The 25,014-nt window shown below is 41.7% G+C and carries 28 protein-coding genes; 10 read left to right on the top strand and 18 right to left on the bottom strand.

The window, feature by feature from the left end; genetic code table 11:
* Window positions 1–69: 69 nt before the first annotated feature.
* From SMUL_RS03055 to SMUL_RS03040, 4 genes are read left to right on the top strand one after another with little or no spacing between them, the layout of a single operon-like run.
* On the top strand, window positions 70–519 hold the full coding sequence (locus SMUL_RS03055) for a hypothetical protein (protein ID WP_025343795.1): 450 nt from the start codon (window positions 70–72) through the stop codon (window positions 517–519).
* Window positions 512–1,165, top strand: a complete 654-nt coding sequence (locus SMUL_RS03050) for a nucleotidyl transferase AbiEii/AbiGii toxin family protein (protein ID WP_025343794.1) — start codon at window positions 512–514, stop codon at window positions 1,163–1,165. The genes SMUL_RS03055 and SMUL_RS03050 overlap by 8 nt, the downstream gene beginning before the upstream one ends.
* 54 nt (window positions 1,166–1,219) lie before the next feature.
* Window positions 1,220–1,435 carry an RNA-binding S4 domain-containing protein gene (locus tag SMUL_RS03045; protein ID WP_025343793.1) on the top strand — a complete coding sequence of 72 codons (216 nt, stop codon included), beginning with the start codon at window positions 1,220–1,222 and terminating at the stop codon, window positions 1,433–1,435.
* Between the two features lie 37 nt (window positions 1,436–1,472).
* Window positions 1,473–2,348 (top strand): ADP-polyphosphate phosphotransferase, encoded by an 876-nt coding sequence (locus SMUL_RS03040; protein ID WP_025343792.1) that lies wholly within the window; start codon window positions 1,473–1,475, stop codon window positions 2,346–2,348.
* 61 nt (window positions 2,349–2,409) lie between these two features.
* Here the strand turns inward: SMUL_RS03040 and SMUL_RS03035 are convergent, their stop codons facing one another.
* The 8 genes from SMUL_RS03035 to SMUL_RS03000 form a co-directional block, all read right to left on the bottom strand.
* Window positions 2,410–3,102, bottom strand: a complete 693-nt coding sequence (locus SMUL_RS03035; protein ID WP_025343791.1) for a peptide arginase family protein — start codon at window positions 3,100–3,102, stop codon at window positions 2,410–2,412.
* A 45-nt stretch (window positions 3,103–3,147) separates the two neighbouring features.
* Entirely contained in the window at window positions 3,148–3,357 is a 210-nt protein-coding gene (locus tag SMUL_RS03030) for a hypothetical protein (RefSeq protein WP_025343790.1), read from the bottom strand.
* Between the two features lie 24 nt (window positions 3,358–3,381).
* Window positions 3,382–3,975, bottom strand: coding sequence for a hypothetical protein (locus tag SMUL_RS03025; protein ID WP_025343789.1), 594 nt, complete (start codon window positions 3,973–3,975; stop codon window positions 3,382–3,384).
* Window positions 3,976–3,997: 22 nt separating this feature from the next.
* The gene (locus SMUL_RS03020) at window positions 3,998–4,330 is read right to left on the bottom strand and encodes a DUF5615 family PIN-like protein (protein WP_025343788.1); all 333 of its coding nucleotides are present in this window, start codon (window positions 4,328–4,330) and stop codon (window positions 3,998–4,000) included.
* The gene (locus SMUL_RS03015; RefSeq protein WP_025343787.1) at window positions 4,323–4,547 is read right to left on the bottom strand and encodes a DUF433 domain-containing protein; all 225 of its coding nucleotides are present in this window, start codon (window positions 4,545–4,547) and stop codon (window positions 4,323–4,325) included. The genes SMUL_RS03020 and SMUL_RS03015 overlap by 8 nt, the downstream gene beginning before the upstream one ends.
* A 143-nt stretch (window positions 4,548–4,690) precedes the next feature.
* Complete coding sequence (gene hcp, locus SMUL_RS03010) at window positions 4,691–6,022, bottom strand: hydroxylamine reductase (protein WP_025343786.1); 1,332 nt, start codon at window positions 6,020–6,022, stop codon at window positions 4,691–4,693.
* A gap of 78 nt (window positions 6,023–6,100) precedes the next feature.
* Window positions 6,101–9,157 (bottom strand): EAL domain-containing protein, encoded by a 3,057-nt coding sequence (locus SMUL_RS03005; protein ID WP_025343785.1) that lies wholly within the window; start codon window positions 9,155–9,157, stop codon window positions 6,101–6,103.
* A gap of 137 nt (window positions 9,158–9,294) precedes the next feature.
* Entirely contained in the window at window positions 9,295–9,972 is a 678-nt protein-coding gene (locus tag SMUL_RS03000) for a di-trans,poly-cis-decaprenylcistransferase (RefSeq protein ID WP_025343784.1), read from the bottom strand.
* 232 nt (window positions 9,973–10,204) lie between these two features.
* Here SMUL_RS03000 and rho point away from each other — a divergent pair, with 232 nt between their 5' ends.
* The 3 genes from rho to SMUL_RS02985 are packed head-to-tail and all read left to right on the top strand — an operon-like array spanning window position 10,205 to window position 13,771.
* On the top strand, window positions 10,205–11,587 hold the full coding sequence (rho, locus tag SMUL_RS02995) for a transcription termination factor Rho (RefSeq protein WP_025343783.1): 1,383 nt from the start codon (window positions 10,205–10,207) through the stop codon (window positions 11,585–11,587).
* Between the two features lie 18 nt (window positions 11,588–11,605).
* On the top strand, window positions 11,606–13,273 hold the full coding sequence (locus tag SMUL_RS02990) for a DNA polymerase III subunit gamma/tau (protein WP_025343782.1): 1,668 nt from the start codon (window positions 11,606–11,608) through the stop codon (window positions 13,271–13,273).
* 3 nt (window positions 13,274–13,276) lie between these two features.
* Complete coding sequence (locus SMUL_RS02985; RefSeq protein ID WP_025343781.1) at window positions 13,277–13,771, top strand: asparaginase domain-containing protein; 495 nt, start codon at window positions 13,277–13,279, stop codon at window positions 13,769–13,771.
* On the opposite strand, the gene SMUL_RS02980 is transcribed toward SMUL_RS02985, so the two are convergent.
* From SMUL_RS02980 to prfB, 4 genes are read right to left on the bottom strand one after another with little or no spacing between them, the layout of a single operon-like run.
* Entirely contained in the window at window positions 13,768–14,514 is a 747-nt protein-coding gene (locus tag SMUL_RS02980; RefSeq protein WP_025343780.1) for an EI24 domain-containing protein, read from the bottom strand. The two genes, SMUL_RS02985 and SMUL_RS02980, sit on opposite strands and share 4 nt — an antisense overlap.
* Window positions 14,515–14,517: 3 nt before the next feature.
* Window positions 14,518–15,912, bottom strand: a complete 1,395-nt coding sequence (locus tag SMUL_RS02975) for a YdgA family protein (protein WP_025343779.1) — start codon at window positions 15,910–15,912, stop codon at window positions 14,518–14,520.
* A 12-nt stretch (window positions 15,913–15,924) separates the two neighbouring features.
* On the bottom strand, window positions 15,925–16,248 hold the full coding sequence (locus tag SMUL_RS02970; RefSeq protein WP_025343778.1) for a hypothetical protein: 324 nt from the start codon (window positions 16,246–16,248) through the stop codon (window positions 15,925–15,927).
* A 26-nt stretch (window positions 16,249–16,274) separates the two neighbouring features.
* A complete protein-coding gene (prfB, locus tag SMUL_RS02965) occupies window positions 16,275–17,369 on the bottom strand; it encodes a peptide chain release factor 2 (RefSeq protein WP_025343777.1) in 1,095 nt (364 codons plus the stop codon).
* A 101-nt stretch (window positions 17,370–17,470) separates the two neighbouring features.
* Here prfB and panC point away from each other — a divergent pair, with 101 nt between their 5' ends.
* The 3 genes from panC to tilS are packed head-to-tail and all read left to right on the top strand — an operon-like array spanning window position 17,471 to window position 20,575.
* Complete coding sequence (panC, locus tag SMUL_RS02960) at window positions 17,471–18,292, top strand: pantoate--beta-alanine ligase (RefSeq protein ID WP_025343776.1); 822 nt, start codon at window positions 17,471–17,473, stop codon at window positions 18,290–18,292.
* Window positions 18,293–18,300: 8 nt separating this feature from the next.
* The gene (gene rimO / locus SMUL_RS02955; protein WP_025343775.1) at window positions 18,301–19,611 is read left to right on the top strand and encodes a 30S ribosomal protein S12 methylthiotransferase RimO; all 1,311 of its coding nucleotides are present in this window, start codon (window positions 18,301–18,303) and stop codon (window positions 19,609–19,611) included.
* Window positions 19,586–20,575 (top strand): tRNA lysidine(34) synthetase TilS, encoded by a 990-nt coding sequence (gene tilS, locus SMUL_RS02950; RefSeq protein WP_051492662.1) that lies wholly within the window; start codon window positions 19,586–19,588, stop codon window positions 20,573–20,575. The genes rimO and tilS overlap by 26 nt, the downstream gene beginning before the upstream one ends.
* On the opposite strand, the gene SMUL_RS02945 is transcribed toward tilS, so the two are convergent.
* The 6 genes from SMUL_RS02945 to SMUL_RS02920 all read right to left on the bottom strand — a co-directional run bounded on the left by SMUL_RS02945 (window position 20,559) and on the right by SMUL_RS02920 (window position 25,012).
* Entirely contained in the window at window positions 20,559–21,098 is a 540-nt protein-coding gene (locus SMUL_RS02945; protein ID WP_025343773.1) for a hypothetical protein, read from the bottom strand. The two genes, tilS and SMUL_RS02945, sit on opposite strands and share 17 nt — an antisense overlap.
* Window positions 21,091–21,612 carry a hypothetical protein gene (locus SMUL_RS02940; RefSeq protein WP_025343772.1) on the bottom strand — a complete coding sequence of 174 codons (522 nt, stop codon included), beginning with the start codon at window positions 21,610–21,612 and terminating at the stop codon, window positions 21,091–21,093. The genes SMUL_RS02945 and SMUL_RS02940 overlap by 8 nt, the downstream gene beginning before the upstream one ends.
* Window positions 21,609–22,694, bottom strand: a complete 1,086-nt coding sequence (locus SMUL_RS02935) for a hypothetical protein (RefSeq protein WP_025343771.1) — start codon at window positions 22,692–22,694, stop codon at window positions 21,609–21,611. The genes SMUL_RS02940 and SMUL_RS02935 overlap by 4 nt, the downstream gene beginning before the upstream one ends.
* A 124-nt stretch (window positions 22,695–22,818) precedes the next feature.
* Complete coding sequence (locus tag SMUL_RS02930; protein WP_038532939.1) at window positions 22,819–23,463, bottom strand: lysophospholipid acyltransferase family protein; 645 nt, start codon at window positions 23,461–23,463, stop codon at window positions 22,819–22,821.
* The gene (miaB, locus tag SMUL_RS02925) at window positions 23,444–24,709 is read right to left on the bottom strand and encodes a tRNA (N6-isopentenyl adenosine(37)-C2)-methylthiotransferase MiaB (protein ID WP_051492722.1); all 1,266 of its coding nucleotides are present in this window, start codon (window positions 24,707–24,709) and stop codon (window positions 23,444–23,446) included. Before miaB ends, SMUL_RS02930 begins: the two co-directional genes overlap by 20 nt.
* 60 nt (window positions 24,710–24,769) lie before the next feature.
* A complete protein-coding gene (locus tag SMUL_RS02920; RefSeq protein WP_025343768.1) occupies window positions 24,770–25,012 on the bottom strand; it encodes an HP0268 family nuclease in 243 nt (80 codons plus the stop codon).
* Between the last annotated feature and the right edge of the window lie 2 nt (window positions 25,013–25,014).

Genomic DNA, 25,014 nt, shown 5'->3' with positions numbered 1-25,014 from the left:
TTATGAGGCTTACATATTCATTGATTTATAGACGATATTCGGCTATAATTTCACACAAAGGAGCACATCATGCAAGAAAGCGAAGCCCTCAAACTTTTAAACATTCCTAGAAGCACGCTTAAAGAGTGGAGCAAGCCTGAACATGCCAAGCATAAACTCTATTTGCTCATCAAACACACCGATGCAAAACGTGCCCTTCAAGCCATCACACAAAGCGTGCCAAGACCCATTTTGATCCTTCTCAATCGCAATATTAAAGAGACTGAGCAGTTTAAAAATGATGAGATTTTCAAGCTTTTCTCCAAAAAAAGCTATGCCAAACTTACATCAAGAGAACGTGTAGCCTTTGCTAAATTGGTACGTGAACTAAACGATGACGAAACACTAGCACAACTTTTTTCACACAAAGTCACAACCCAAAAGGCATTTTTACATCTCTTTCACGGTTCACCGTTTGCGAAGCTTGACGCATTTTCTTCGTTTGAAGCAAGACTTACTCAGGAACTTTCACATGTATGACTTTTCCAAACAAGCCAACATGTTAGCTCTTGCTATCGATGCGCTGAGATCCATCGGCATTTATGAAGATGCGAGTTTGGGTGGGGGAACGGCACTGAGTGCTTATTATTGGGAGCATCGTTACTCCACCGACATCGACCTGTTCATCGACAATTCTAACACCTTAAACGACATACGCGCCTACTTTGCATCTTTACATGTAAAGTATGACATCCGTTTTCCGGGGCATTATGTGGAGGTACATCTTAGCCCGAGTGAAAAGATACAGTTTTTTGAAACAACGCCACGCACAAATGCACCTCGTGTTTGCACAAACTTGTGGGGATTTGAAAATGTTTACATTGAAAGTATTGAAGAGATTCTTTCTAAAAAGATTCGTTTCAGAGGCGACAAAGGCAATACCCGTGACATCTTTGACATCGCCTTGGGCATGTCTAAAAATCCTTTGCTTATTCAAGATTCTTTGGCAGGTGGAGCATTTTCGAAAGAGCATCTAAGCGCTTTAAAAAAGGCACTTGAAGTCATTGTCACATCTAAAGACTTGATGCAAATTTATGAGATGGAGATAGACTTCATCGACCCTGCACCACAGTATAAAGAACTAGCACTTCATGCGCCAAAATTCTTGCTTGAAGAGCTCTCGTAAACGTTTACATGTAAAGATAGATTGGGGTATTATGGTGAGAAACAAAGGAATACAATGAAATTTGAATTAGAAGAAGAATACATAGAGTTATTTAAACTTCTCAAAGTGACAGGAGTTGCAGAGAGTGGCGCGCAAGCTAAGATGCTCATTGAAGAGGAACAGGTTAAACGAAATGGTGAAGTTGAGCTTAGAAAACGCGCTAAAATCGTCTCAGGCGAGATTATTGAAGTGGGCGATGAGAAGATAGAAGTTGAGAGTGCTTTACAATAGCCCATTTAGACTTTACATGTAAGGACAAAGATGAATTATGAAACTAAAAACAGAAGATTTTCTCGTGCACGAGGGCGCAAAGGTTGACCTTAAAAAGTCCCCTACCCTTGTTAAACCATTTTACAAAGACAAAGAGGACTACGAAGATGCGCTCAAAGAGGGCGTAAAAGAGTTAAGCGACCTGCAAGAACTGCTTTACGCCTCCAACAAATACGCCATACTGTTGATCTTTCAAGCGATGGACGCGGCAGGAAAAGACGGCGTTATACGGCATGTTCTCTCAGGTATCAACCCTCAAGGCTGTCAGGTTTTCAGTTTCAAACACCCTGTTGCCGCTGAACTTGAGCATGATTTTCTCTGGCGCACGACGTGTGTTCTTCCAGAGCGTGGGCAGATAGGCGTTTTTAACCGTTCGTATTATGAAGAAGTGCTCATCGTTCGTGTGCATCCTGAGATTTTGCAAGGGCAAGGACTTCCCGATAGCGTGCTGGATGAAGAGACGGTTTGGAAAGAGAGGTACCGCTCTATCACTGATTTGGAAAACCATCTCCACCGAAATGGCACGAAAATCATCAAATTTTTCCTCCATCTCTCCAAAGATGAGCAGAAAAAACGCTTTCTTGAACGCATCGATAAACCCAACAAAAATTGGAAATTTAGCATTGCAGATCTGGAAGAGCGAAAATACTGGAAACAGTACATGCACGCCTACGAATCCTGCCTCAGCGCAACCAGCACCAAAAACGCCCCATGGTACATAGTACCTGCTGATGACAAAAAAAATGCTCGTCTTATCATCTCTAACATTCTTTTGGATACGTTTAAGGCGCTTGATATGCACTACCCCGAAACGGATGACAAGCGGAAAGAAGAGTTGCAGGGGATTCGACAGAGGTTGGTTGAGGAGGAGTGAAGGTGGGCTAAATTTTAATGTTTAGCCCTATGTTTATACTAACTATTTTTTCAGTCAATTGTTATGTCTTCTGTTTCATATCTATTATTGATGATAATACCAATTCGGTTAAATATCTTGTATCATCAGAATCTCCTGAATAACCATAAGACATGGAAATTGTAATTACTTTTGCATTTAAAATCAAAGGTTCACAACTTTTAAGATATGACCTTATATCAGCTTCAGACCATAAGTCTCCTTTGTCATACATTTGATCAGAACGATTAAAGATGTCTATATCAAAATCAAAGACAATAGGAGTATTTGGTTGAATCGCACTAACAAGATCGTTTATACTTTCATGAACAAATTGAGAAACTTGATACTCTTCTAATATTGGATGATAAAACCCAATTTCCTCATCGTATTGAAAACAATTAAAATGAATCTTTTTAAAATATTTTTTTATTAATGCCGGTGCTATAAAAGAATCCAATTTTATATATGTATTTTTTGCGATTAGTTTTTTTATTTCTTCTAGGCTTAACTTAAAAAACCATGATAAATCTTGTTTTTCATCACTCTGATGAAAATCACTAACAGCATCCCAGTGAAAATCAAGATGAACTAATGTGTTTGGTATTGATTTATTCTCATGGAAATATTTTTCCCATGCGTAATATGCCCACTTGTGATTATCCATGATCCATATATTGGGATATAACTCTTCAAAATACAAAGGATTTTTTTTATAAGATATCTTATCAATCATAATAACTCCATAAGGTCTAAATTAATGAAAATTAGTATTTAACTTTTAATCCCGACTTCCAGCAAGTGAAATAATCTCTTTATTTTTTGTAATCAGCTGATTGACGATTTCGCTGAGTGTCATCTTTTTTTCTTCAGCTATTTTACGCACAAATATCTCATTTTTGGGTTCAAGGTAAACGGGAATTTCAAACGTAGCATCTTTGTGAAGAAACTTTCCTCGAACACCATTGGTAAAATCATATTCTTTTTTCATTTGATTCCTTTGTATGTATAAAGACTAAAAACTTGATTTGGATATAGTTCTTTTAGGAAGATTCCCATTTAAGACTTCATTCAATGTTAAGGTATGCCCGTTTATGGTTGTCCCTTCACGATAAAAAAGTAGCCTTTTGTTAAATTCATAGACATTAGTAGAAAATCCAAATAACGTATCAACGCCATACCATTCATCACCAATAGCATATTTGACAACATACTCACCTAAAGGAACTTTTAAGTTAATAGAAGAATTTTTCCTTACGAATAAAGTAAAAACTAGATTTTCTTTAGTGTCATAAAATTTAAAAAAACAATTTTTATCTGAAGAAGCGATAATTCCCAAAGGAGCAAGCAATTCCTTATCTGTAAAAATTTGTATTTGTCCATTATTAGGTAAGGGTAGAACTTGTTCTTTTTTGGGATTGGTACTTTTTTCAGAAGAAAAATTAGGATTAAATATGCTAAAAGCTAAGATTATTGCACCAATAGCTAGAAAAAAATATTTCAAAGGATTATTAAAGAATTTGTATTTTTGATTTGAGAATCCATGTGCAGATTCTCTTTTTCTATTTTGGATCTCTTGTTGAAATTTGTAAGTATATTTCATCGACATAGTAAAATTCCTATTTAACTTTTCATATCTCCAAAATAGCACTCACGTCATCTTCTAAAAATTCTACAATGCTCTCATAATTCTCTCGCAACACCGTAGCGATAGCATCAACCTTACAATTTCCAAGTTTAATCCAGATAATTTTAGGTGGAATCCCTCGATAAATTGCCAAATCGTTAAAATCAGAATCTTTGGTAACGATGGCAAAGCCGTGAATTTTTGCATATCGCCATACTTCCAAGTCGGTTGATTCGTCAAGGTTTTTGAGCATTACATGTAAAGAATTGGGAAAGATGTCTGCTATTTTTGACAAGACACGATGGGAGATGTTATTGTCAAAAAGGAGTTTATGCACTGAGTTTTGCCGTAAGCGTTTTATGCTCTCTATCGGCGGCATAAGCAAGGGCGGCTAAAATGTCTTCTTTAGTCAGTTTTGGGAAGTCTTCTAAAATTTCATCGTAACTCATACCGTTTGCAAGCATATTGAGTACATCATAAACCGTAATTCGTAAATTTCTAATGCAAGGTTTACCGCTTCGTTTCGATGACTTAATGGTAACTGTTGTGCTCATCCTATGCTCCTTATTGATCTTTAATAAGTCCATTTTAGCATATTTTTTCAAAGCTTTTTCTTCTTTACATGTAAAGTAAAGATGAAGGGGGTAAGAAGTTCAGGAAAGCCTTTTAAAGGCTTCCCCATCTTTACATGTAAACCTTATGCAGGTTTTTTAAGCAGTAATTTTTCCACATCTGATGCCGCATCATCCGTCAAATGCAAATTAAAGTTCTCTTGCAAGAACGCGAAGATGTCGTCATTGACAAATTGTGGTGGTTTTGGTCCTAGGTAGATATTTTTGATGCCAAGGCTAAAGAGTCCTAGAAGAATAAGAACGGCTTTTTGCTCCATCCAACTAAGAACGATAGAAACTGGAAGATCGTGTACTGTCACACCCAGTGCGCCGGCAAGGGCTAGAGCGATGTGAACAGCGCCATTGCTATCATTACATTGACCGAGGTCTAGGTAGCGAGGAATGCCTGTGTCTGCAACGGTTCCAAAGTCGATGTCGTTAAATCTAAATTTACCACAACTTGAAGTCAAGATGACACAGTCATTTGGAAGGCTCTCTGCCATTTTTCGGTAGTATTCGCCGCCGCTTCCTGGAGCGTCACAACCTGCGATGACGAAGAACTGGCTGATTTTGCCTGCTTGAACTGCTTCAAGAATTTGAGGTGCAAGACCAAGGATGGTTTTATAGTGGTGACCTGTTACGAGTGTTTCGTTACTGTCAAAACCTGTGACATCTGAAAGTGCCAATGTTTGAGCGATGACTTCGCTAAAATCGTTATTGTGGATTTTTTTGCCCTCTTTGATGCCTACGATGTCGTACGTATAGAGTCTATCAATGTAGGTTGAGTTTGATTTTGGAGGTACGATACAGTTGGTGTTTACGATGATCGTTCCGCCCCACTCTTCAAAGAGTTTGGTTTGATCAAACCATGATTTACCGATGTTACCTTTAAGGTGAGGGTATTTTTTAAGCTCAGGATACGCATGGGCTGGAAGCATTTCTGAATGCGTATAAACATTGATGCCTTTACCTTCAGTTTGTTTCAAAAGCTCTAAGAACATGTCAAGATTGTGACCGCTTACTAAGATCGCTTTACCTTCCGCTCTGTTTTGACTGATTTGAACAGGCGTTGGAACGCCAAGGTGAGAGGTGTGTGCATCACTTAGGATGTCCATCATTTTAACACCCGCAGAGCCGATTTTCATCAGTTGAGCGATGTGGTCGTCAAAGTTGAAGTTAACATTGGTCAGTGTAAAGTAAAGTGTTTGAGCGATGACGTCATCGACTTCTTTGGTATTGGCACCAAATTCATTGGCGTGTGTTCGATAAGCACTCAAACCTTTAAGACCGTAAATCATGATGTCTTGAAGTTTCGCTAAGTTGGCATCTTTGCCACAGGTTCCTACCTCTTGACCTTTAGAACCGCAGCCACCGATGGCACTCATAGAGCATTGATCACATAACATGTTTAAAGACATTTTTTATCCTCTTTGAAAAATTTCCAGCATCTTAGCAAGAGGAGAGAAGTAAGTCATTGATTGATCTCAATCAAGGCTTTACATGTAAAGACTCGAATCTTTCCAAGCGATGATGGCATCGGGATGCATCGGGCGGGCGATGCCAAAACCTTGGGCTAACTCACAGCCGTGTTTTAAGAGTAGTTCTGCGTGTTCTTGCGTTTCAACACCTTCGGCAATCACGTGAAGATCAAATGCTTTGCTTAAGCCCACAATCGCCTCGACAATGGCGAGATCGTCGTTGTCATGCAACAGATTGCAGATAAAGCTTTGGTCTATTTTCAAAATATCGATTGGCAATTTTCGCAAATAACTCAGCGACGAATACCCCGTCCCAAAATCATCCAGTGCAAAACGTACCCCAAGGCTTTTACACGCGTGCATGATTTGCGAAACATGCACCATATCTTCAAGGGCACTCGTCTCTAAGATCTCCAACTCAACAAGGTGCGCGGGCACATCGGGATAACGCAGCAACATCGTTTGCAGATACTCTGTAAAACTTGAGTCTTGCAGTTGACGAGCACCCACGTTGATGCTTACCGAGAGGCTGAGCCCCTCTTTGATCCAAGCGCTCATCTGCTTAAATGCTCGCTCGATGACCCATTCGCCAAGCCTAATGCTCAGAACATGATCTTCCACGATCGGCAAAAAAGCGTGCGGAAGCAAGAAGCCTTTTTCGGGATGTTGCCACCGTATCAGCGCCTCGACACTAACAAGTTCACGTGTTTCAAGGTTTACTTTGGGTTGATAGTAGAGCAAAAATTCATCATTGATAATCGCCGATAAAATGCTCTCAAGGCTCTCATTGTGTTTTTTGATCGCACGATCAGACTCGACGTCAAAAAAGTGGTAACGGTTTTTTCCCGATTGTTTCGACTGATACATCGCAAGATCAGCGTGCCGTAAAAGCTGATCGGCATCGACACCATCTTTGGGGTAAAGGGTCACGCCGATGCTGCTGGAGACTTGGATGATATTTTTATCGATCACGATAGGATCAGACGTTGCTTTAAGAAGGCGATCTAAGATGGGGATGCACTCGTCTTGATTGGAAAGGTCGGTCAAAACAGCCACAAACTCATCGCCACCAAGCCTTGAAATGGTATCACCTTGGCGCAATGCCTCTTGCATACGCTCGGCGATAATGACTAAAAGCTCGTCACCTACGTGATGCCCGTATTGGTCATTGATGACTTTAAAGCCATCGAGATCCAAATAGACAACCGCCAACTCTTTTTTCCTTCGCTCCGTTTGCGCCATCGCTTGTCTGAGTCGATCGGCAAATAACACACGATTCGGTAACGAGGTCAGCGCGTCATAATGGGCAACATACTCCAACTGCTTTTCATGCTCTTTCATCGTTGTGATGTCCGTAAAAAGCGCAACATAGGATTGAACGACCTCATGTTCATCGTAGATGGCACTGATGCTTGTCATCTGCACATAGACTTCGCCCGACTTACGACGGTTGGAGATTTCGCCGTACCAGTGCCCTTTTTCAAGCAGGGATTGCCACATTTGTTTGTAAAACGACTCACTTTGCCTGCCTGATTTTAGCAGTCGTGGATTTTGCCCAACCACCTCTTGGTGCTCATAGCCCGTAATACAGGTAAAGGTATCGTTAACCTCAACGATCTCACCCGAAGCGTTGGTGATCATAATCCCTTCTCTCGCGTAGGTAAAGACACTAGCAGCCAGTTTGAGCTTTGCTTCTGCCTCTTTGCGGTGGGTGATTTCATGCGATAAAACAATGAAATGCGCCACCTCATGAGACTCTTTTTTCTTTGAAACCGAGAGTTCAAACCAGAGCGTTTTAGCGTTTTCTTCGATGGAAAATTGATACCCAAACGCATGCCCCTCTTGGTCGGCTTCGCGCAGTGCTTGGATAAAAATGTCCGCAACATCCTTGGGATAAATCTCATACACATTTTTACCCATCATCTCTTGAGACAAAGAGGCGCTCACATTGGCATGTGCTCGCCCCACACGGAAATAGACCCCATCAAGGCTCATTTCAAACAGCGCATCGGGAATGGCATCGAGAGTGCTTTGCAGATTGTCTTGAACTAAAAGTAGGTGCTTTTCATTGTGGCGAATACGCTTGTTTTGACGGTACAACTGAAAGCCAACACTCATCAGAAAAATGAGGAAAGCAAAGAGCATCAGGGCAATATGGTTGGCATAACGCGCCCAAAAATCGGCTAAGGTAAATTTTGGAGCCCCTTCAAACGGCGGTACACGAAGGGTTCTGAGCGCATCTTCCACCCCTTTATAATCCGCGGGAACCGTAAAACCATAAATCTGCGCACTTCTAGCCGCTTCACTCTCAGGAGAAAGGGCCAAAAGCGCCACCGTTAAAGCGCGTGCCACATGTTCATCAAAGCCTGCAACCACCACCAAAGGCCATTCGGGATAAAGTCTGGTGGAGCGAATGTAAGGGAAGTTTAGATCGTTTTGTTCATTGATGATTTTAATATCGGACAACGCTAATTTGCCTTCTTCCCTCATATCTTCCACAACATTGGTACGTACAAATCCCACATCGGCTTTACGTGAGAGAACTGATTCAATGACCTTATCATGGGGCATACCTGTGATTACCAAATGCGTCTGCTTGGGCATAATGCCCTTCAGTGCCAACTCATACGCTTGCATCTGATACCCGCCAAGAGAGTCTGTGTTGGTGACAGCAATTTTCACGTTTTTAAGATCGTTCAGCGCTCTTAGCGGTGAGTCGTGGCGTGTGAAAATGACTCCTGCAAATTGGGTGAGAATAGTGTGATTTTTTTGAGTGATTTGTGTCACAAGAGGAGCGGAAAGTTTATGCCTGTTTTTGAGAACAATGTAATGCCCAGGATTGGTTAAAATGATGTCAACTTCATGATTGGCAACGGCGTGTGTAAATTCTGGGTAATTGTAGATGTGAAGGGCAATAGGTTTCTTGATAGTATCTTGAAGGTAAGTTGCAAAAGGTTGCCACTGACTCAGCGCTTGCTCTTTAGGGCGGAAGGCTAAAATTCCAAGGCGAAGAGCTTCTTCTGCACTTAAAAATTGACATAAACAAAATAAGAGGCTTACGATAATCTTTTTCATGATAACTCACTGTATTTTAACGAATTATCAAAACTTCTAAGATCAGTATAGCACTATTCTATTTAATGATATTTGTAATTCTTTCTTATTATAGCAAAAATTAAAGTGTCACGTTTTTGTTTTTTACATTAAAAAGATTAAATTTTGCCATAACGTCTTTCGGTGGATGTGTATTCGGAGATAATCGCTTCGAGTTCGCCTGTGGAAAACTCTGGCCAAAGCGTTTTTGTGAAGAAAAGTTCCGCGTACGCAGCCTGCCAGAGTAAGAAGTTTGAAAGACGGTAGTCACCTCCCGTTCTAAGCAGAAGATCAACATCGGGAATGCCTGCAGTATCGAGGTTGGACTCTAATATCTCTTTGGTGATTTCACCCTTTACATGTAAACATTTATTGATCGCGCGAAGGATCTCATCGTGCGCTCCATAATTGATCGCAAGGACTTGCCTAAGCCCCGTGCAGTGCTCGGTCATCTCTTTGGCATACGCGATCTCTTTTTGAAGTGACGCGGAAAATTTGCTCATATCGCCGATGACATCAAAACGAATGTTGTTTTCTAACAGAGTTGGAAGTTCACTGTGCAAATATTTGGAGAGCAGTTTCATCAAAACCGTGACTTCCGCTTTGGGGCGATCCCAGTTTTCAGTGCTAAACGCGTAGAGTGTTAGGTATTTGATGCCCATTTTTGCGGCATACTTCGTGATCTCGCGTACCTTTTTTGCACCCTCTTTGTGTCCAAAAGAGCGCTCTTTGCCTTGACGCTGAGCCCATCTGCCATTGCCATCCATAATAATTGCCAAATGCACTAAATCATTCATTCTTTACTTCTTTTGAGCTTACAATTTATGAGCGCCATTTTATCTTTTTTCTCTTTAGCCCACCTTGACAAATCTTGCCGCTTTGACTAAAATTACACCATCACTACTTTTTAGAATTCTCACAAAGTAGTCTCATAACAATCGACTCAAGCAACTCTATCTTTGGGAATCCTTTCACCATACAAGAGACTCTAGCTTCATGAACGATCAAACTAACAACAAAGAAGGCACAATGAGCGGAAACACTCCTACCTCAAACAATCAATCCTGCGCGAATACAACCCAACCCAACGGAAACACGAACGGAAACGGACAAACAAAACCAACCCACTATAACAAAACGCGCACGCACGTTCCCGTCGATGGCTACAAAATCGAAGGTCTTAGAACCACACCACTGGAAAAACTCTTAGAGATCGCGACAGAGCTTGGCATTGAAAACCCCAACGAATTAAAACGCCAAGATTTGATGTTTGAAATTTTAAAATCGCAAGTCAACCAAGGTGGATTCATTCTGTTTACGGGTATCTTGGAGATCGCGGGTGAAGGGTATGGTTTCTTACGTGCCACCGATGCCAACTTCTCTGATAGTGCCAATGACGCCTACGTCAGCAGTACGCAAGTTAAGAAATTTGCACTTCGTACGGGTGACATCGTCACAGGACAAGTCAGACCTCCTAAAGATCAAGAGCGTTATTACGCCCTTCTGAAAATCGAAGCGATCAACTATCTTCCCCTTATTGAGAGTAAGAAACGTCCTCTTTTTGAAAACTTAACACCACTGTATCCAACCGAAAAAATTAAACTTGAATACGACCCGATGAAAATCACAGGTCGTGCCCTTGATCTCTTTACGCCTATCGGTAAAGGTCAGCGTGGTCTGATCGTTGCCCCTCCACGAAGTGGTAAAACCGAACTTATGAAAGAGCTCGCACACGGTATCTCACGCAATCATCCCGAAGCGGAGTTGATCGTTTTACTTGTCGATGAACGACCTGAAGAGGTCACCGATATGCAGCGTTGTGTCCAAGGTGAAGTCTACAGCTCAACCTTTGATATGCCAGCCTCCAACCACGTTCGCGTTGCCAATCTTGTCATTGAAAAAGCCAAGCGTCGCGTTGAAATGGGCAAAGATGTCATCATTCTTTTAGATTCGATCACACGACTTGCACGTGCATACAACACCGTAACACCTTCGAGTGGAAAAGTGCTCAGTGGTGGTGTGGATGCCAACGCATTGCACAAACCAAAACGCTTTTTTGGTGCGGCAAGAAACATCGAATTTGGTGGTAGTTTGACCATCATTTCAACCGCATTGATCGAGACGGGAAGTAGAATGGATGAAGTTATCTTTGAAGAGTTCAAAGGGACTGGTAACAGCGAAATCGTTCTGGATCGTAATATCTCCGATAGAAGAATTTACCCAGCGATTAACATTATGAAATCAGGAACCCGTAAAGAAGAGCTTCTTCTCTCCCCTGATCGTCTTCAAAAAATCTGGGCACTTCGTAGTGCTATCAGCCAAATGGATGACATTGAAGCGCTTAAATTCTTGTATGCTAAAATGCTTAAAACCAAGGACAATGAAGAACTTTTATCTATTATGAATGACTAAAAACCTAAAGGTTGCACTGTGTCACATCAAGTACTTGCTCTAAAATACCGTCCTTCCTCGTTTGATAAGTTGATCGGCCAAGAGTCGATCACCCAAACACTTTCATTAGCACTGAATCAAGATAGGCTCTCACACGCCTATCTCTTCTCAGGACTTAGGGGCAGTGGCAAAACCTCCACAGCACGCATCTTTGCCAAAGCGCTCGTGTGTGACCAAGGACCAACCTCAACACCCTGCGAAGTGTGTGAACACTGCCTCAGTGCGAATGAAAACCGCCACATCGACATCATCGAGATGGATGCAGCATCGAATCGTGGGATTGACGATATTCGTGAACTGATCGAGAGTACCAAATACAAACCCACCAGTGCGCGCTTTAAAATCTTCATCATCGATGAAGTCCATATGCTCACCACACAAGCGTTTAATGCACTTTTAAAAACCCTCGAAGAGCCTCCAAGTTATGTGAAATTCATCCTCGCAACGACCGATCCACTGAAACTTCCTGCAACGATTTTATCTCGTGCACAACATTTTCGCTTTAAACAGATCAAACAAAGTGACGTCGTCAACCACCTCTGTCATATTTTAAACCTTGAAAATATTGAGTATGAAAAAGAAGCCCTTGAGATGCTTTCGCGCGCAGGAAATGGCTCACTGCGCGATACGTTGACGCTTATGGATCAAGCTATCATCTTCTCCAAAGGGTACATTACCCCTGAGAACGTTGCGACGATGTTGGGGCTTTTAGACCCAAATCAGCTTGAATCCATCTTTACCACCCTTTTAAGCGGAAACAAAAACGAGATGCTTCACCTCATTAAAGAGCTTGAGAGTTATGAGTGCGAAATCGTCATCGATGAGTTGATTGCCTATCTTAAAAATGCTTTTTTTGCACAAGATCGCCGTTTCTCAACACTGTTGTATGAGCGTTTTTTCAAAATTCTCAGTGAAGCAAAGAGCCTTCTTTACATCAACGCCAACAATGGGTTTGTGCTTTCACTGATCTTCTTTAAAATGATCGAGGCGACCAACATTAAAACCGTTGAAGAGATGATTGATTCGCTTGAAAATGAGAAGTATCACCTTCCAGAAACTCAGGCAAAACCTGAGATAGAAACAAGTGTGCAAACACCGACACCAAAGGTGGAAGCGCCTTTACATGTAAACGATCAAGGCGTCACTTCTGCAATGCTTTTTGCACGTCTTTGCGACAAACTGTTTGACCGTAACGCGGAACTCGGCGAATGCTTTAAAACGCACATTCGGTTTATCAGCTTTGAGGATGAATTATTGGCCCTTACCTCTAACGCCGAAGGTGAAGCGAGTAAAACGCTCAATACCCACTATAGCATCATCAAACATTTTGTGCAAGATCTTTTTGGGGTAGAAGCCAAAATAAAAATCACGAAAATCCAATCGCGCCTTCCAGAGCCTGAACCGACTTTCGACCCAAACGAAGCGCTTCAAATGAGCGAAGCAGAGTTCAACGCCAACGATCAAAGCTCCTCAATGATGGAAAATCTTGCCTTTGAAGAGGCACCTCAGGGCGATAGTTGTGCCGCAGGTGCATTGATGGCAGATAAAAAAGAGATCGATGCCAAAGAGGTGCTGAACACCCCTTTTGTTCAAAAAGCCACGGAGCTGTTTGATCCTCAAAAAATTCAAATTCGTCAAAAGGTCTAATTTATGGAGAAAATCCTTATTCTCAACACCGGTGGCACGTTTAACAAACGCTACAATCCCCTCAAAGGAGAGCTTGAAGTGCCTCAAGATGGCATCGCTGTTGAGTCCATTTTACGCTACTGTTACAACACTTCGTATGAACTTTTAAACATCATTCACAAAGACAGCCTAGAGATGAGCGAAGAGGATCGTGAGCTGATCGTTCAAACGATTCAAGCATCACCCGCTCGTAAAGTTTTGATCATCCACGGTACTGACACGATGGATGTGACCGCCACGTTTTTAGCCTTACATGTAAAAGACAAAATCATCTCTCTAACAAGCGCAATGGTGCCTTTTAGCATCGATACCGTCGAAGCAACCGCGAATTTCATGATGGCACTGGGTGATTTACATGTAAGAGAGAAAAACGGCGTCTACCTTGCGATGCACGGAGCGATTGCTAGCCATGGAAGTATCTATAAAAACCGCCAAAAAGGGATTTTTGAGCTCTGTTAAAGGGCTCGCATCCCCTTCGTTTTACGAAACAGAAAGTGACTCATCACAATCACATAATAAGGGTAGATGACCACCCCTAAAAACGGAATAACCGTCAGCGCAAAACAGACCAACGAAATTCCCCTCATCTGCCCTGCATACAAGCGTTTAAGCTCCCTATACTCCTGCGTTGAATTAAGCATCGAAGCGACATCCAAGACTAAGAGTTTATGGAACAGGTAATACACAGGCACCAAAAGCGCGAAATTGAGCACAGGGATAAAGACCAAAGGGGAGAGCAGCAGAAACATCAGCGTTGTCCATAACAGCGTCTTTAGCACCATCCACAGATAACTTAAAAGCCCAATGCCACGAAAGGCAACACTTGGGTAGTACGTTGTGCCGATCTCTTTGATAAAATAGCCCGCAAAAAGCCCTACAATGACCGAGTAAACCATCAAAAAAAGATAGTACGTAACCATCGCAGAGGTAAAAAAGAAGAGAATCGCCACCACCGTTTTAGTGATAAAAATGAGTGAGACCATACTCAAAAACCAACTCTGCTCGATGCTCCCTTCAAAACTTTGCAAACTCTGTGCGACCCATTCGGAGAGTGCGCCCATACCGCCAAATAACAGCCAAATCGCACCTATAAAAACGACAATGGTTAAGATAAACGAGAGCAGGGAAACCAGTAAAACCCTTGGAGAGAGTGTATCTCCAAGAGCTAGGGCAAAAATGTTGGTTTGAGTGGGTGTGTTCATGATTTACTGGATGGTTTGACCATTAACGCTAATGGCACCTTTTTTCATCGCAATTTCATAGATGAAAAAATCACCCTCAGCCTTGCCTCGCGCAAAATCTTCCGCGGAAGTCAACCCCATCAATTCAAGCATCACACGGTCATCTTTGTGCACTTTCACTTTAGACGTAATGTCCACAAGTCCAATGAGCGCAAGAGGGCTTTGTGTGTCGTTGTAACTGTTTGGAGCAATTTCAAGCTTCGTATCGACACTCACGTCTTTCAAGTTCAGCATTTGTGTTGCAAGCCCCTTCATAGCGATGTCTAAATCTATTTTTACCCCATGGTTCACAAGTGCTACAAAGTCATCAATCAGCACTTTGTCTTCAACCGTTGTGGTACCAAGGAGCAACGCATTGTAGTCTGCTTGTACTTTTTTCATCGTGTCGGAATGAACCCCACGTAAAAAGAGTTTGGCAAAAAGTGTGTCCAGTTTAATATCATCCGTATCGCTAAGCAGTGCGATGTTCCCAAGCGTATAGTCTGCTTTGACTTGAAGGTCTTTTTGCACATCCTCAATACTGCTGTTCGCTTTGAGAAAACCTAGGTCAAATTTGACATTGGTATACTCATCGTTCATTTCAAGCGCATACGTGCCAATGCTCATATCGCCTTTGTTATTGAGTTCATCTTTGTAGTTAAAGTTATAGACAAAATCTTTGAGCTCACTTTTAAACATAAACATCTCACCCGTAACGCCAAGGTTTTGTTTGTCAACGCCTAAAACACCTTGCACGACGTCACCACGCTCGTTTAACGTCATTCGCTGGTTTTGCGTGTCAATGTTCAGCACAGCACCTTCAGCTTTGATCTCTTCTTTGATGTCTTTGAACTTTAGATCTTTGAGTTTTTGATCGCTCGTTAAGGTCATATCAACCGCTAAAACACCGCGTGTCAATAGCGGGATAATCGCATCGCTCGCTGCTTTGTTATTGGCAAGCTCTTCTTGAACTGATTTGGGGAGTTGATCCAAGGATAAAGAGAGTTTGACATCACCTGGCAAAAGATTGGAGTGGATCATTTGCCCTTTGAAGGTGAGACCATCAAACGATTCGTTGATGCTATGATTGCTCTCTTCTTTCATCGCCTCGGCAAAAAGCGTGTACTGGGCGTTTTTCGCAACCAACTGCGTCAGTAAAAAGTCGCGTGCTTTTTTAGCATCGATCACTTCAAGGCTAAAGGTTCGCACGCTGGTGAAATAGCCACTTTTGCTTAAAATCACTTGCTTAAGCCCATTTTTTTCAAGCAGTGCGCTATTGGTTTCAATGATGCTATCAACGTTGTGAGAAACAACCAGTGGCGCTACACCAAGAGCGGATACAACCACTGCCGCGATAAGCAGGTATTTTGTTTTTGACATACAGAGCCTTTGTTATTTGTAGCCTATGACGTAATAGGTGTTTTTGTGAGGAACTTTTTCCAAAGTAACTTTATATTTTGCCGCCCATTTACTAATCATTTCATTGACTTCGTCAATCAGATCAGCGCTGGTAGCTTCGTTTTTAATTTTGAAGTAATCTTTGTTACTAGAGAGTGCCACAAAAGAGTGATGAACTTTCAGTGCATCGTGCAGTGCGAGCAGATGTTTGCCAACATGTTCAAACCCTATGGTATTGTTGATAACGCACTCAAGTTGCGCTTCAGACTTTGGTGTAACACTGTAGCCTAGTTGTGTTAAGATTGCTTGTTTTTCCATTGGTTTCTTCCTTGTATAGAGTGTTTTTAACGTTTTTGTGCGATCAGCACATCTTCGATCATTTTTGAAATATCGCCATCTAAAATGTTGTTCACTTGTGAATAGGCAATGTTACTTCGATTGTCTTTGACTTGTTGGTATGGCGCTAAAACGTAACTGCGTATCTGATGGCCCCAACCAATTTCACTCTTTTCAACGCCATCTTTCACCGCTTGTTGTTTTTCAAGTTCAAACTCATACAAACGTGACTTCAACATTTTCATCGCTGTTGCTCTGTTTTTATGTTGAGAACGATCATTTTGACACTGTACCACAATGCCTGTTGGCATGTGAGTGATACGAATCGCACTGTCGGTTTTATTGACGTGCTGACCTCCTGATCCGCCTGAACGGTAGGTGTCCACTTTAAGATCACGATCTTCGATGACGATGTCAATGTCATCATCCACCTCAGGCGAAACCATCACAGAACTAAACGACGTGTGACGTTTGGCATTGGCATCAAAGGGGCTAATACGCACCAAACGGTGAATGCCATTTTCGACTTTAAGGTAGCCATACGCATTCTCGCCACTGATGATAAAACTCACATCTTTCAGCCCTGCCTCATCACCCTCTTGGTAGTCCAGCACTTCGACTTTAAAACCTGAACGTTCCGCCCATCTTAAATACATACGGTACAACATACTCGCCCAGTCTTGGCTCTCCGTTCCACCCGCTCCTGGATGAATCGAGATGATGGCATTGTTGTTATCATTTTCGCCACTGAGCATCATGGCGATCTCTAAATTGGTGATGTGATCTTCAAGATGTTCTGCATCTTTGTAAAGCTCTTCGATGGTCGCTTCATCGTTTTCACTGTTTGCCATCTCGTACAAATCCACTGCGTCCACCACCACATTTTTAGCTTTGGTGTAACGGGTCAGTAAGGAGTTTAAAGCGGTTTTTTCTTTTTGTAACTCAGCAGCCTTCTTCGCATCATTCCAAAATTCGGGGTCTTGCTCGATCATCTCAATCTCACCTAGCCTTGAAGTCAAATCTTCTGGCTTGATAATCTGCGCGATGTTGTCCACTTTTGTGGTTAATTTTTTGAGAAGTTCGGTGTATTCGTAACTATCCAAATGGTTTCCTTTTGCTATAATACTCGCTTCAATTTAAGAGACCTCTCATAAGGACCGTTTCTTAGAAGTCTATTCTTATATTTTACTCAAAAGTGCCTAAAATGAAAATAGTAAAAACCATCGAAGATTTATCCCAAGCAAGAAAAGAGCTTCAAGGCTCCATTGGCTTCGTGCCAACCATGGGAGCCTTGCACAACGGACACCTCTCGTTGATGCAACAATCCATCGCTGAGAATGAGCATACCATTGTCTCTGTTTTTGTCAATCCTACACAGTTTTTAGCAGGAGAAGATTTTAGTACCTACCCACAACGCACCCAAGCCGATATCAAAATCTGTGAACTTGCAGGCGTGAGCATTTTGTTTATGCCTACTTCTGAGATGATGTACGCAAAGATGGAGCCAACCATCCTTGCTCCTAGTGCCAAAGCCTACATTTTAGAAGGCTTAGCGCGCCCTGGGCATTTTGATGGCGTTTTACGTGTCGTACTCAAACTGTTTCATCTCACGAAACCAACACGGGCTTATTTTGGTAAAAAAGATGCACAACAGCTTTATCTTTTGCAAAATATGGTCAAAAGTTTCTTTTTGGATTTGGAGATTATTCCGTGTGAAATTATCCGAGAAGATGATGGTCTAGCGCTTTCCAGTCGCAATGCGTATCTCAATCCCCAAGAGCGCCAAAAAGCACTGCTTCTGTGCGAATCACTCAAAGTTGCGACGCATGCTATTATTGCAGGAGAACGCGATATTGCAACCCTTAAAGCTGAAATGGTACACACCCTAGAATCTTTACATGTAGAATACGTGGAAATTTTAAATCGTGATTTTGATACAATAGAAACCATTGAAATAGGCAACTCTATCATTCTCGTCTGCGCCAAAGTTGGCACCACCCGCCTCATTGATAATTTATGGATTTAAGGAATACATTGAAAAAACTACATTTAGTCTCACTGGGCTGTAATAAAAATCTCGTCGATAGCGAAGTGATGTTAGGCAAACTTCAAGCCTACGAGATGTGCGATGACCCCAGTCAGGCTGACGTACTGATCGTTAATACCTGTGGTTTTATTGGACCTGCTAAAGAGGAGAGTCTTAACACCATTTTTTCACTGCATGAAGCACGTAAAAAAGGCTCTCTGCTCGTTATGGCAGGCTGTTTGACGGAGCGTTACAAAGAAGATCTGACCAAAGAGCTTAAAGAGGTCGATCTTTTTACGGGTGTCGGCGATTATGACAAGATCGATGAGATCATCGCTCTTCGCCAAAACCGTTTCAGCCCCGCGACATACTTACTCAATGAAGAAGAACGCGTTATCACGGGTTCCAATGCGCATGCGTATGTCAAACTCTCTGAAGGCTGTAATCAAGCCTGTAGCTTTTGCGCGATTCCTGGTTTTAAGGGCAAACTGCATTCACGCACCCTTGAATCATTGATTAAAGAGGTCAAAGCGCTTGTTGCAAAAGGCTTTTATGACTTTAGTTTTATCTCACAAGATAGCAGCTCCTTTCTTCGCGATGTGGGTGAAAAAGAGGGGCTTATTAAACTGATTGACGCGGTTGAGCAGATCGATGGTGTTAAAAGTGCACGTATTTTGTATCTTTACCCAACGACAACATCTAATGCTCTGATTGAGCGCATCATTAGCTCACCGTTGTTTCACAACTACTTTGATATGCCGATCCAACACATCAGCGATTCAATGCTCAAACGCATGAAACGTGGCGCTGGACGTGAGCGCATCATTGAACAGTTAGAGCTGATGAAAAAAGCGCCCAATAGCTTTATTCGCACCAGTTTTATTGTCGGACACCCAGGAGAGAGCGACGCGGAATTTAAAGAGCTTTTGGACTTTGCCAAAGCGTTTGATTTTGACCGTGTCAACATCTTTGCATATTCGAATGAAGAGGATACATCAGCGTATGAAATGGAAGAGAAGATCGACACGAAAACGATCAATAAACGCATTAAACAACTCGATAAACTCGTCCAAGCAAAAACAAAAAAGAGCTTTGAAAACGAAATTGGTAAAGTGGTTATCATTTTAGTGGAAGGAGAAAGTAGCGAGCATGAATATTTTATGGGCGCACGCGAACTTCTCTGGGCACCGAGCATTGATGGGGAAGTCTTGGTCAATGACTCCGATATTGAGAACATTGAAGTAGGACTTTGCTACCGCGCGACCATTACAGAATGTGCTGGGGATCAACTCATTGCAACCATCACTACTGTTGCATAAAGCAACGATTGAGCTTCTTAAAACATCTAAAAATTTAGTGGCATTTTCAGGCGGTGGAGACTCCACTGCCCTCTTTTTTTTACTGCTAGAACACGGCATTGCTTTTGATATAGCGCATGTTAATTACCAAACACGCGCGCAAAGTGATGCCGAAGAGGCGTATGCTAAAACGCTTGCCACAACGCATCATAAACACCTTTTTAGCCTTACATGTAAACTGGAAGAAAGCAATTTTGAGCACCATGCCAGAGAAGAGCGCTACGCTTTTTTTGAAACAATCATCCAAGAACACGGCTACGAAACGCTTTTAATGGCGCACCATCTGGGCGATCAACTCGAATGGTTTTTAATGCAACTCAGCCGTGGAGCGGGACTTGTGGAGATGCTAGGCATGCAAGAAGTGGAAATGCGAAAAACGTATACTCTGGTTCGTCCGCTTTTACATGTAAGCAAAAAAACGCTTCAAAACTATCTTTGTGAGCACAAAATTACCTACTTTAACGATGAAAGCAATGAATCGCTCAAACACTTACGCAACCAATTCCGACATGAGTTTGCGACCCCATTGATGGATGCGTATGAAGAGGGCATTGCTAAAAGTTTTGTTTATTTGTACGAAGATCGTAAACGACTTTTGCCTCATCAGGCTAAGCATATCCAAGATCTTTTTATACTCGCAAGAGATGCAGATGATCTTATTAACATTCGTCAAATTGACAAAATTATCAAACAAATGGGAACGCTTTTGACCAAAGCGCAAAGAGATGAGATTTTAAGAACCAAAAACTGTGTGGTGGGCGGGAAAATTGCCGTTTGTTTTGAAGAGGAGAGAATTTTTATAGCACCTTATCTTAAACATACGATGGAAAAAACGTTTAAAGAGGCGTGCCGAAAAGAGCGTATTCCTCTAAAAATACGCCCGTATCTCTGCGCGTGTGGTCTTGATCCTAACGCGTTGCGTTAAGATCGTACACTTTAATTTTAAACGTTGAGCTAATGCTCTCTTTGCCTGATTCCAAATAGATCGGGAAATCAGCTTGAACAATGCTGGTGTAGCGATTAAGCCCTTCTAAAAAGTTGTAAAAATTGGTTGGTGTTTTAAGCGTTGATGTGGCATTGAGCTCATACTCAACAAACTCTTTTTTATACTCCGACTTGGTGATTTCAGTAAGTGAAACGTGGGTAAAAAATTTCCCTGCATAGCGCATAAACTCCTCTTGCGTAAACGGGTGTTTAAACGCGGAAATCACATGCACGTTCTCTGCTTTGAGTTTTGAAAGTTCTGCTTCGCGCTCTAAAAAGAGGTTTTCGACCCTGGTTTTATGGACTAAAACGCGTTTGTATTCTGCTTGTAAGATGCGGTGATCTTTCACATTAGGGATAATCAATAAAAAAACAAACGCAAAGGTCACAATAATAAAAACCATTAAGAAAATGAGCAATTTCATCATGTCGATTTTGTCTAAACTGCGGTCAAAACTATTCACCTAAGCCATCCTCGCCAATAATTTTGTTAATGCTCACAAAGTTATACCATCCCTCTTTTGTCAGGTAAAAGTTAGTGTTACTGGTATGAAAAATCGATTTGAGCGGTGCGGCTAACAAGAAATTAAAGGTATCTTGCGTTGGGGAGATGCCGTATAAAATAAGCGAGTTGCGCTCCATCTGCACTTTTTTGAGCGTAATTTGATCCGGCACTAAATCAAACAGATTTTTCATGCTCTCTTTTAAGAGGGTATTGTTTGAAAAGATCTCTTCGGAGAGCGCTTTTTGGCGCAAAATCAAGCCAATGGTTGCATCGTCTTCATCGATCTTTTGTTCAAGCATTTCACGCTCTTTGGTCAGATCAACCACGCCATTTTTAAAGGAGCTCATCTCAATCACGATGTAAAAATTGAAAATAATCATAAACAGAGACATCAGAGCAATAAAAATCACCCACATTTTACTAAAGAGCGATAAAAAGGGCTTTGGGCGAGGTGCGATGAAACTTAGTCTCATTTAAAAACCTCTTTAATCGCGATGTCACACATACGATCACTCACATCGACTTTATGAATCTCCACATCCATCATCAGCTCATCTTCGAGTTGATGAATCAAATCGGAACTGATCTCATACCCATCAAAAATGATAATCTCATCAATAAATTTGCTGACATACAAAGGATTGTGATAATACTCTTCGAGGGCTGTTTTAAGGTATTTATAGACTAAAAGATCACGCCCGTAAAGCTCTAGGCTGATGTCTTCATCTTTAAAAGCGTCCATGCCCCTTAATTGACTCAAGGATCTATCATTCACATCCGAAAAAGAGTCAGTGGAGCGCAAATCATCAATATCTTCAAGCTCACTAATTTCACCCAGTTCGCTGAGTTCTTCAATGCCTTCTTCTTGTGCCTCTTCATCATCATTGGCTGTTGCCATTTCGGACATCTCTTCAGGAGAATCGATCACACCCTCTTCTTCTTGTTCGTTTTCCCAATCATTCATATCGTTGCTGTGGGTAAATGCTGTGTCCGTTTGCGTTTTGAAAAAAGCACCAAAGTGCAGTTGTCGCTCTTCGAAAATCGCTAAAATAAAGAAATCTTGGCAGTTGAGAATATAGCACGTAGGCTTGTTTTTAAGTTTTTGTGAAACGACAAAATCACTTAAAAGAATAAAAGGTGAGTAGATAAAATCCAGTCCTACTTCAGAAAAGAGATTCTTAGCCCATTTGATCTCAATGAACGAAGCATACGCGGACCATTGGTTGAATAAAGCGACGTTGTAAACATTTTGCATATCAACGCTGTGCTTGCTAAAAGCACTGTTCCCCGTACCTGAAATGGCACCTTGCCCTAGAGAACCCAGTAAAAAAGCGATGTAGACAAACTGATACTCATCTTGCAAATTCATCAAATAATTTTCAAGATTTTTATCAAGCGCATCCAGTGGAGGAGACAACGTAAAGGTTTTGGTAAACGTTCTGGTAATGGCACCCTCTTTGAGCACCTTGCAACGCAGTGTACATTCAGTCTCACTTAACACAACAGCCACAAAAAGGTTCTGAAATTTTTTCTGAAGAACAGTTCTTATGCCCATGTTACTGACTCTTTGTTCACATCACTACTCTTGTGTTAATTTGTATTAGTACTATATATTAGACTAATCTTGCTTAAGTTTTGTAAAATATTAAGCAAAAGCGGTGCCATTTGGGCGAAGTGCATCAAACAGCGTGTTCTAAAAGACGTTTTTGAATCAACGTCTTTGCCTCTTCGAGTGAAAGTTCATGCACATAGAAAGGATCACTGTAGTAGAACTCTAACGTGCAAAAGGGTTTTGGAATGCAAAACTGATCCCAACTTTTCATTTTCCAATACGACGTTGGTCTGCAATTCATAGCAATGATAGGCACTTTTTTCATCCGTGCAAGCGCTACAACGCCATCGGCAACACTGTGTCTTGGCCCTCTAGGACCATCAGGGGTGATACCAATATCGCGCCCATTTTGAAGCGATTTTAACGCATGTCTCAAAACAGACACACCCCCTTTTGAAGAACTTCCACGAATCGCTTTTGCTCCATAAAAACCCATCAATTTTGCGATCATCTCCCCATCAAAATGGTGACTGATGATCGTATCAACGGTGTTAATGTGGGTGCATTGCGAATAATGTCGGTAGGCTAACGCTGCCATCAGTAACTCCCCATGCCACATAGCATAAAGCGTAGGAGTACCAAAAACATGTTGCTGATAGTAAAATTTCTTTTTACATGTAAAGAAAAGAAGGTTCATAAGCGCGTAAGCAAGGCGTGGAAGAATCCACACCAAGAGTTTGCGTTTGGTCTCTTTAGAGAACAATTTCGCCATAGAGGGAGAGACGTTTTGGATTGGTGATTTTGATGGTAACTGTTTGCCCGAGCAAGCTCTCATCACCTTTAATTTGCACAAGGGCATTGTTATCGCTTCGACCGGCTAAAAAACCACTGTTACGAAGTTCATCAATATAAACTGGATAGGTTTTATTGAGGTGTTTTGCAGCAATCTCATCTAAAATTTCATCTTGCAAAAGCTGCAAGCGCTCCAATCTAGCTGAGCCTATTTCAGAATCAATTTGGTTCGTAAATTCAGCCGCTTTAGTGAGCGGTCGAGGAGAGTATTTAAACGCAAAAATTTGCTCAAATTTGACCTGTCGTATGACATCCAAAGTATCGTCAAAATCAGCCTCACTCTCGCCTGGGAAAGCGACGATAATGTCAGTACTGATCGAAACATCGGGAATCATTTCACGAAGTTTTAACGCGCGATTTAAAAACCACTCTTTGCTATAGCCACGTTTCATCTGCTCTAAAATATGCGTTGAACCGCTTTGCAATGGCATGTGCATCGATTTGCAGACTTTAGGATTGTTAGCAAAGGTCTCTAAAAATTTATCGTCCATGTGAAGGGGATGCGGAGAGGTAAAACGAATGCGCTCGACTTCGGGAATTTCACTGATAAGGTTAAGCAGGTCTGAAAAATCCATGGAGCGCTCGACATTACCGCTAAAACGTCTGCCATAATTGTTGACATTTTGCCCAAGTAAAAAGATCTCTTTAGCCCCATTTTGGGCTGCTTTTCGTGCTTCATTGACAATCAAATCCGCAGGAATAGAGATTTCATCGCCTCTGGTTTGTGGCACGATGCAGTAGGTACATTTTTTATCACACCCGATGGAGATGTTGACGTAGGCTTTATACAAACTGTTGCGGTATTCGCCAAACGCGTAGGTGCTCTCATCGTAGTCGGTGTCAACACTGAGAAATTTTTCGGTATTGACTGCTGTGGAGATTTTGGAGACGTTGCGTGCGCCGATGACGAAGCTCACATATGGAGCACGTCTAAAGATCTCTTTGCCCAAATGACTTGCCGTACATCCGCACACGCCGATCTTCGCGCCCTCTTTTTTTTGAAGGTTGTATTTACCGATCTCTGAAAAAAGTTTACTGACCGGTTTTTCACGCACACTACAGGTATTAACCAAGATCAGGTCTGCTTCTTGTAGATTGTTCGTTAAAACATAATTTTCTTTATCCCCAAGCTCGGCGATAATGTGCTCAGAGTCCCGCACATTCATCGCACAACCAAGGGTTTCGATATAAAGCTTTTTCGCTTCTGCTATACCCAAAATCCAGCCTTAGAGGATATGTACTTCGTACATGTAATCGCTCTCACCCAAGCCATAACGAATGTCTCTTAAATAGACGCTAAAGCCTTGTGCTTCAAAGTGCTCGACCAGTGCCACGAGGTCTTTATGAGAATTTTCTTTGTCAAAATAAAAAATCTTTTGTCCCTCTTTCTCAATAATCTCTGTCACTTTGTCCAATGTAATTGTCTTTGGTTTTCCATTAATTTCATTTCGTGCTAATTTGATTTCCATTG

Origin of the sequence: Sulfurospirillum multivorans DSM 12446 (genome assembly GCF_000568815.1) — a bacterium.
Taxonomy (GTDB): domain Bacteria; phylum Campylobacterota; class Campylobacteria; order Campylobacterales; family Sulfurospirillaceae; genus Sulfurospirillum; species Sulfurospirillum multivorans.
The sequence above is the reverse complement of the archived record's forward strand: the minus strand, read 5'-3'. Positions and strand labels throughout refer to the sequence as shown.

What these genes read in the sequence shown, in the direction of transcription:
- SMUL_RS03055 (WP_025343795.1), top strand. Translation starts at nt 70, where the DNA reads ATGCAAGAAAGCGAAGCCCTCAAACTTTTAAACATTCCTAGAAGCACG.
- SMUL_RS03050 (WP_025343794.1), top strand. Translation starts at nt 512, where the DNA reads ATGTATGACTTTTCCAAACAAGCCAACATGTTAGCTCTTGCTATCGAT.
- SMUL_RS03045 (WP_025343793.1), top strand. Translation starts at nt 1,220, where the DNA reads ATGAAATTTGAATTAGAAGAAGAATACATAGAGTTATTTAAACTTCTC.
- SMUL_RS03040 (WP_025343792.1), top strand. Translation starts at nt 1,473, where the DNA reads ATGAAACTAAAAACAGAAGATTTTCTCGTGCACGAGGGCGCAAAGGTT.
- SMUL_RS03035 (WP_025343791.1), bottom strand. Translation starts at nt 3,102, where the DNA reads ATGATTGATAAGATATCTTATAAAAAAAATCCTTTGTATTTTGAAGAG.
- SMUL_RS03030 (WP_025343790.1), bottom strand. Translation starts at nt 3,357, where the DNA reads ATGAAAAAAGAATATGATTTTACCAATGGTGTTCGAGGAAAGTTTCTT.
- SMUL_RS03025 (WP_025343789.1), bottom strand. Translation starts at nt 3,975, where the DNA reads ATGTCGATGAAATATACTTACAAATTTCAACAAGAGATCCAAAATAGA.
- SMUL_RS03015 (WP_025343787.1), bottom strand. Translation starts at nt 4,547, where the DNA reads ATGAGCACAACAGTTACCATTAAGTCATCGAAACGAAGCGGTAAACCT.
- hcp (WP_025343786.1), bottom strand. Translation starts at nt 6,022, where the DNA reads ATGTCTTTAAACATGTTATGTGATCAATGCTCTATGAGTGCCATCGGT.
- SMUL_RS03005 (WP_025343785.1), bottom strand. Translation starts at nt 9,157, where the DNA reads ATGAAAAAGATTATCGTAAGCCTCTTATTTTGTTTATGTCAATTTTTA.
- SMUL_RS03000 (WP_025343784.1), bottom strand. Translation starts at nt 9,972, where the DNA reads ATGAATGATTTAGTGCATTTGGCAATTATTATGGATGGCAATGGCAGA.
- rho (WP_025343783.1), top strand. Translation starts at nt 10,205, where the DNA reads ATGAGCGGAAACACTCCTACCTCAAACAATCAATCCTGCGCGAATACA.
- SMUL_RS02985 (WP_025343781.1), top strand. Translation starts at nt 13,277, where the DNA reads ATGGAGAAAATCCTTATTCTCAACACCGGTGGCACGTTTAACAAACGC.
- SMUL_RS02980 (WP_025343780.1), bottom strand. Translation starts at nt 14,514, where the DNA reads ATGAACACACCCACTCAAACCAACATTTTTGCCCTAGCTCTTGGAGAT.
- SMUL_RS02975 (WP_025343779.1), bottom strand. Translation starts at nt 15,912, where the DNA reads ATGTCAAAAACAAAATACCTGCTTATCGCGGCAGTGGTTGTATCCGCT.
- SMUL_RS02970 (WP_025343778.1), bottom strand. Translation starts at nt 16,248, where the DNA reads ATGGAAAAACAAGCAATCTTAACACAACTAGGCTACAGTGTTACACCA.
- panC (WP_025343776.1), top strand. Translation starts at nt 17,471, where the DNA reads ATGAAAATAGTAAAAACCATCGAAGATTTATCCCAAGCAAGAAAAGAG.
- SMUL_RS02940 (WP_025343772.1), bottom strand. Translation starts at nt 21,612, where the DNA reads ATGAGACTAAGTTTCATCGCACCTCGCCCAAAGCCCTTTTTATCGCTC.
- SMUL_RS02935 (WP_025343771.1), bottom strand. Translation starts at nt 22,694, where the DNA reads ATGGGCATAAGAACTGTTCTTCAGAAAAAATTTCAGAACCTTTTTGTG.
- SMUL_RS02930 (WP_038532939.1), bottom strand. Translation starts at nt 23,463, where the DNA reads ATGGCGAAATTGTTCTCTAAAGAGACCAAACGCAAACTCTTGGTGTGG.
- miaB (WP_051492722.1), bottom strand. Translation starts at nt 24,709, where the DNA reads ATGAATGTGCGGGACTCTGAGCACATTATCGCCGAGCTTGGGGATAAA.
- SMUL_RS02920 (WP_025343768.1), bottom strand. Translation starts at nt 25,012, where the DNA reads ATGGAAATCAAATTAGCACGAAATGAAATTAATGGAAAACCAAAGACA.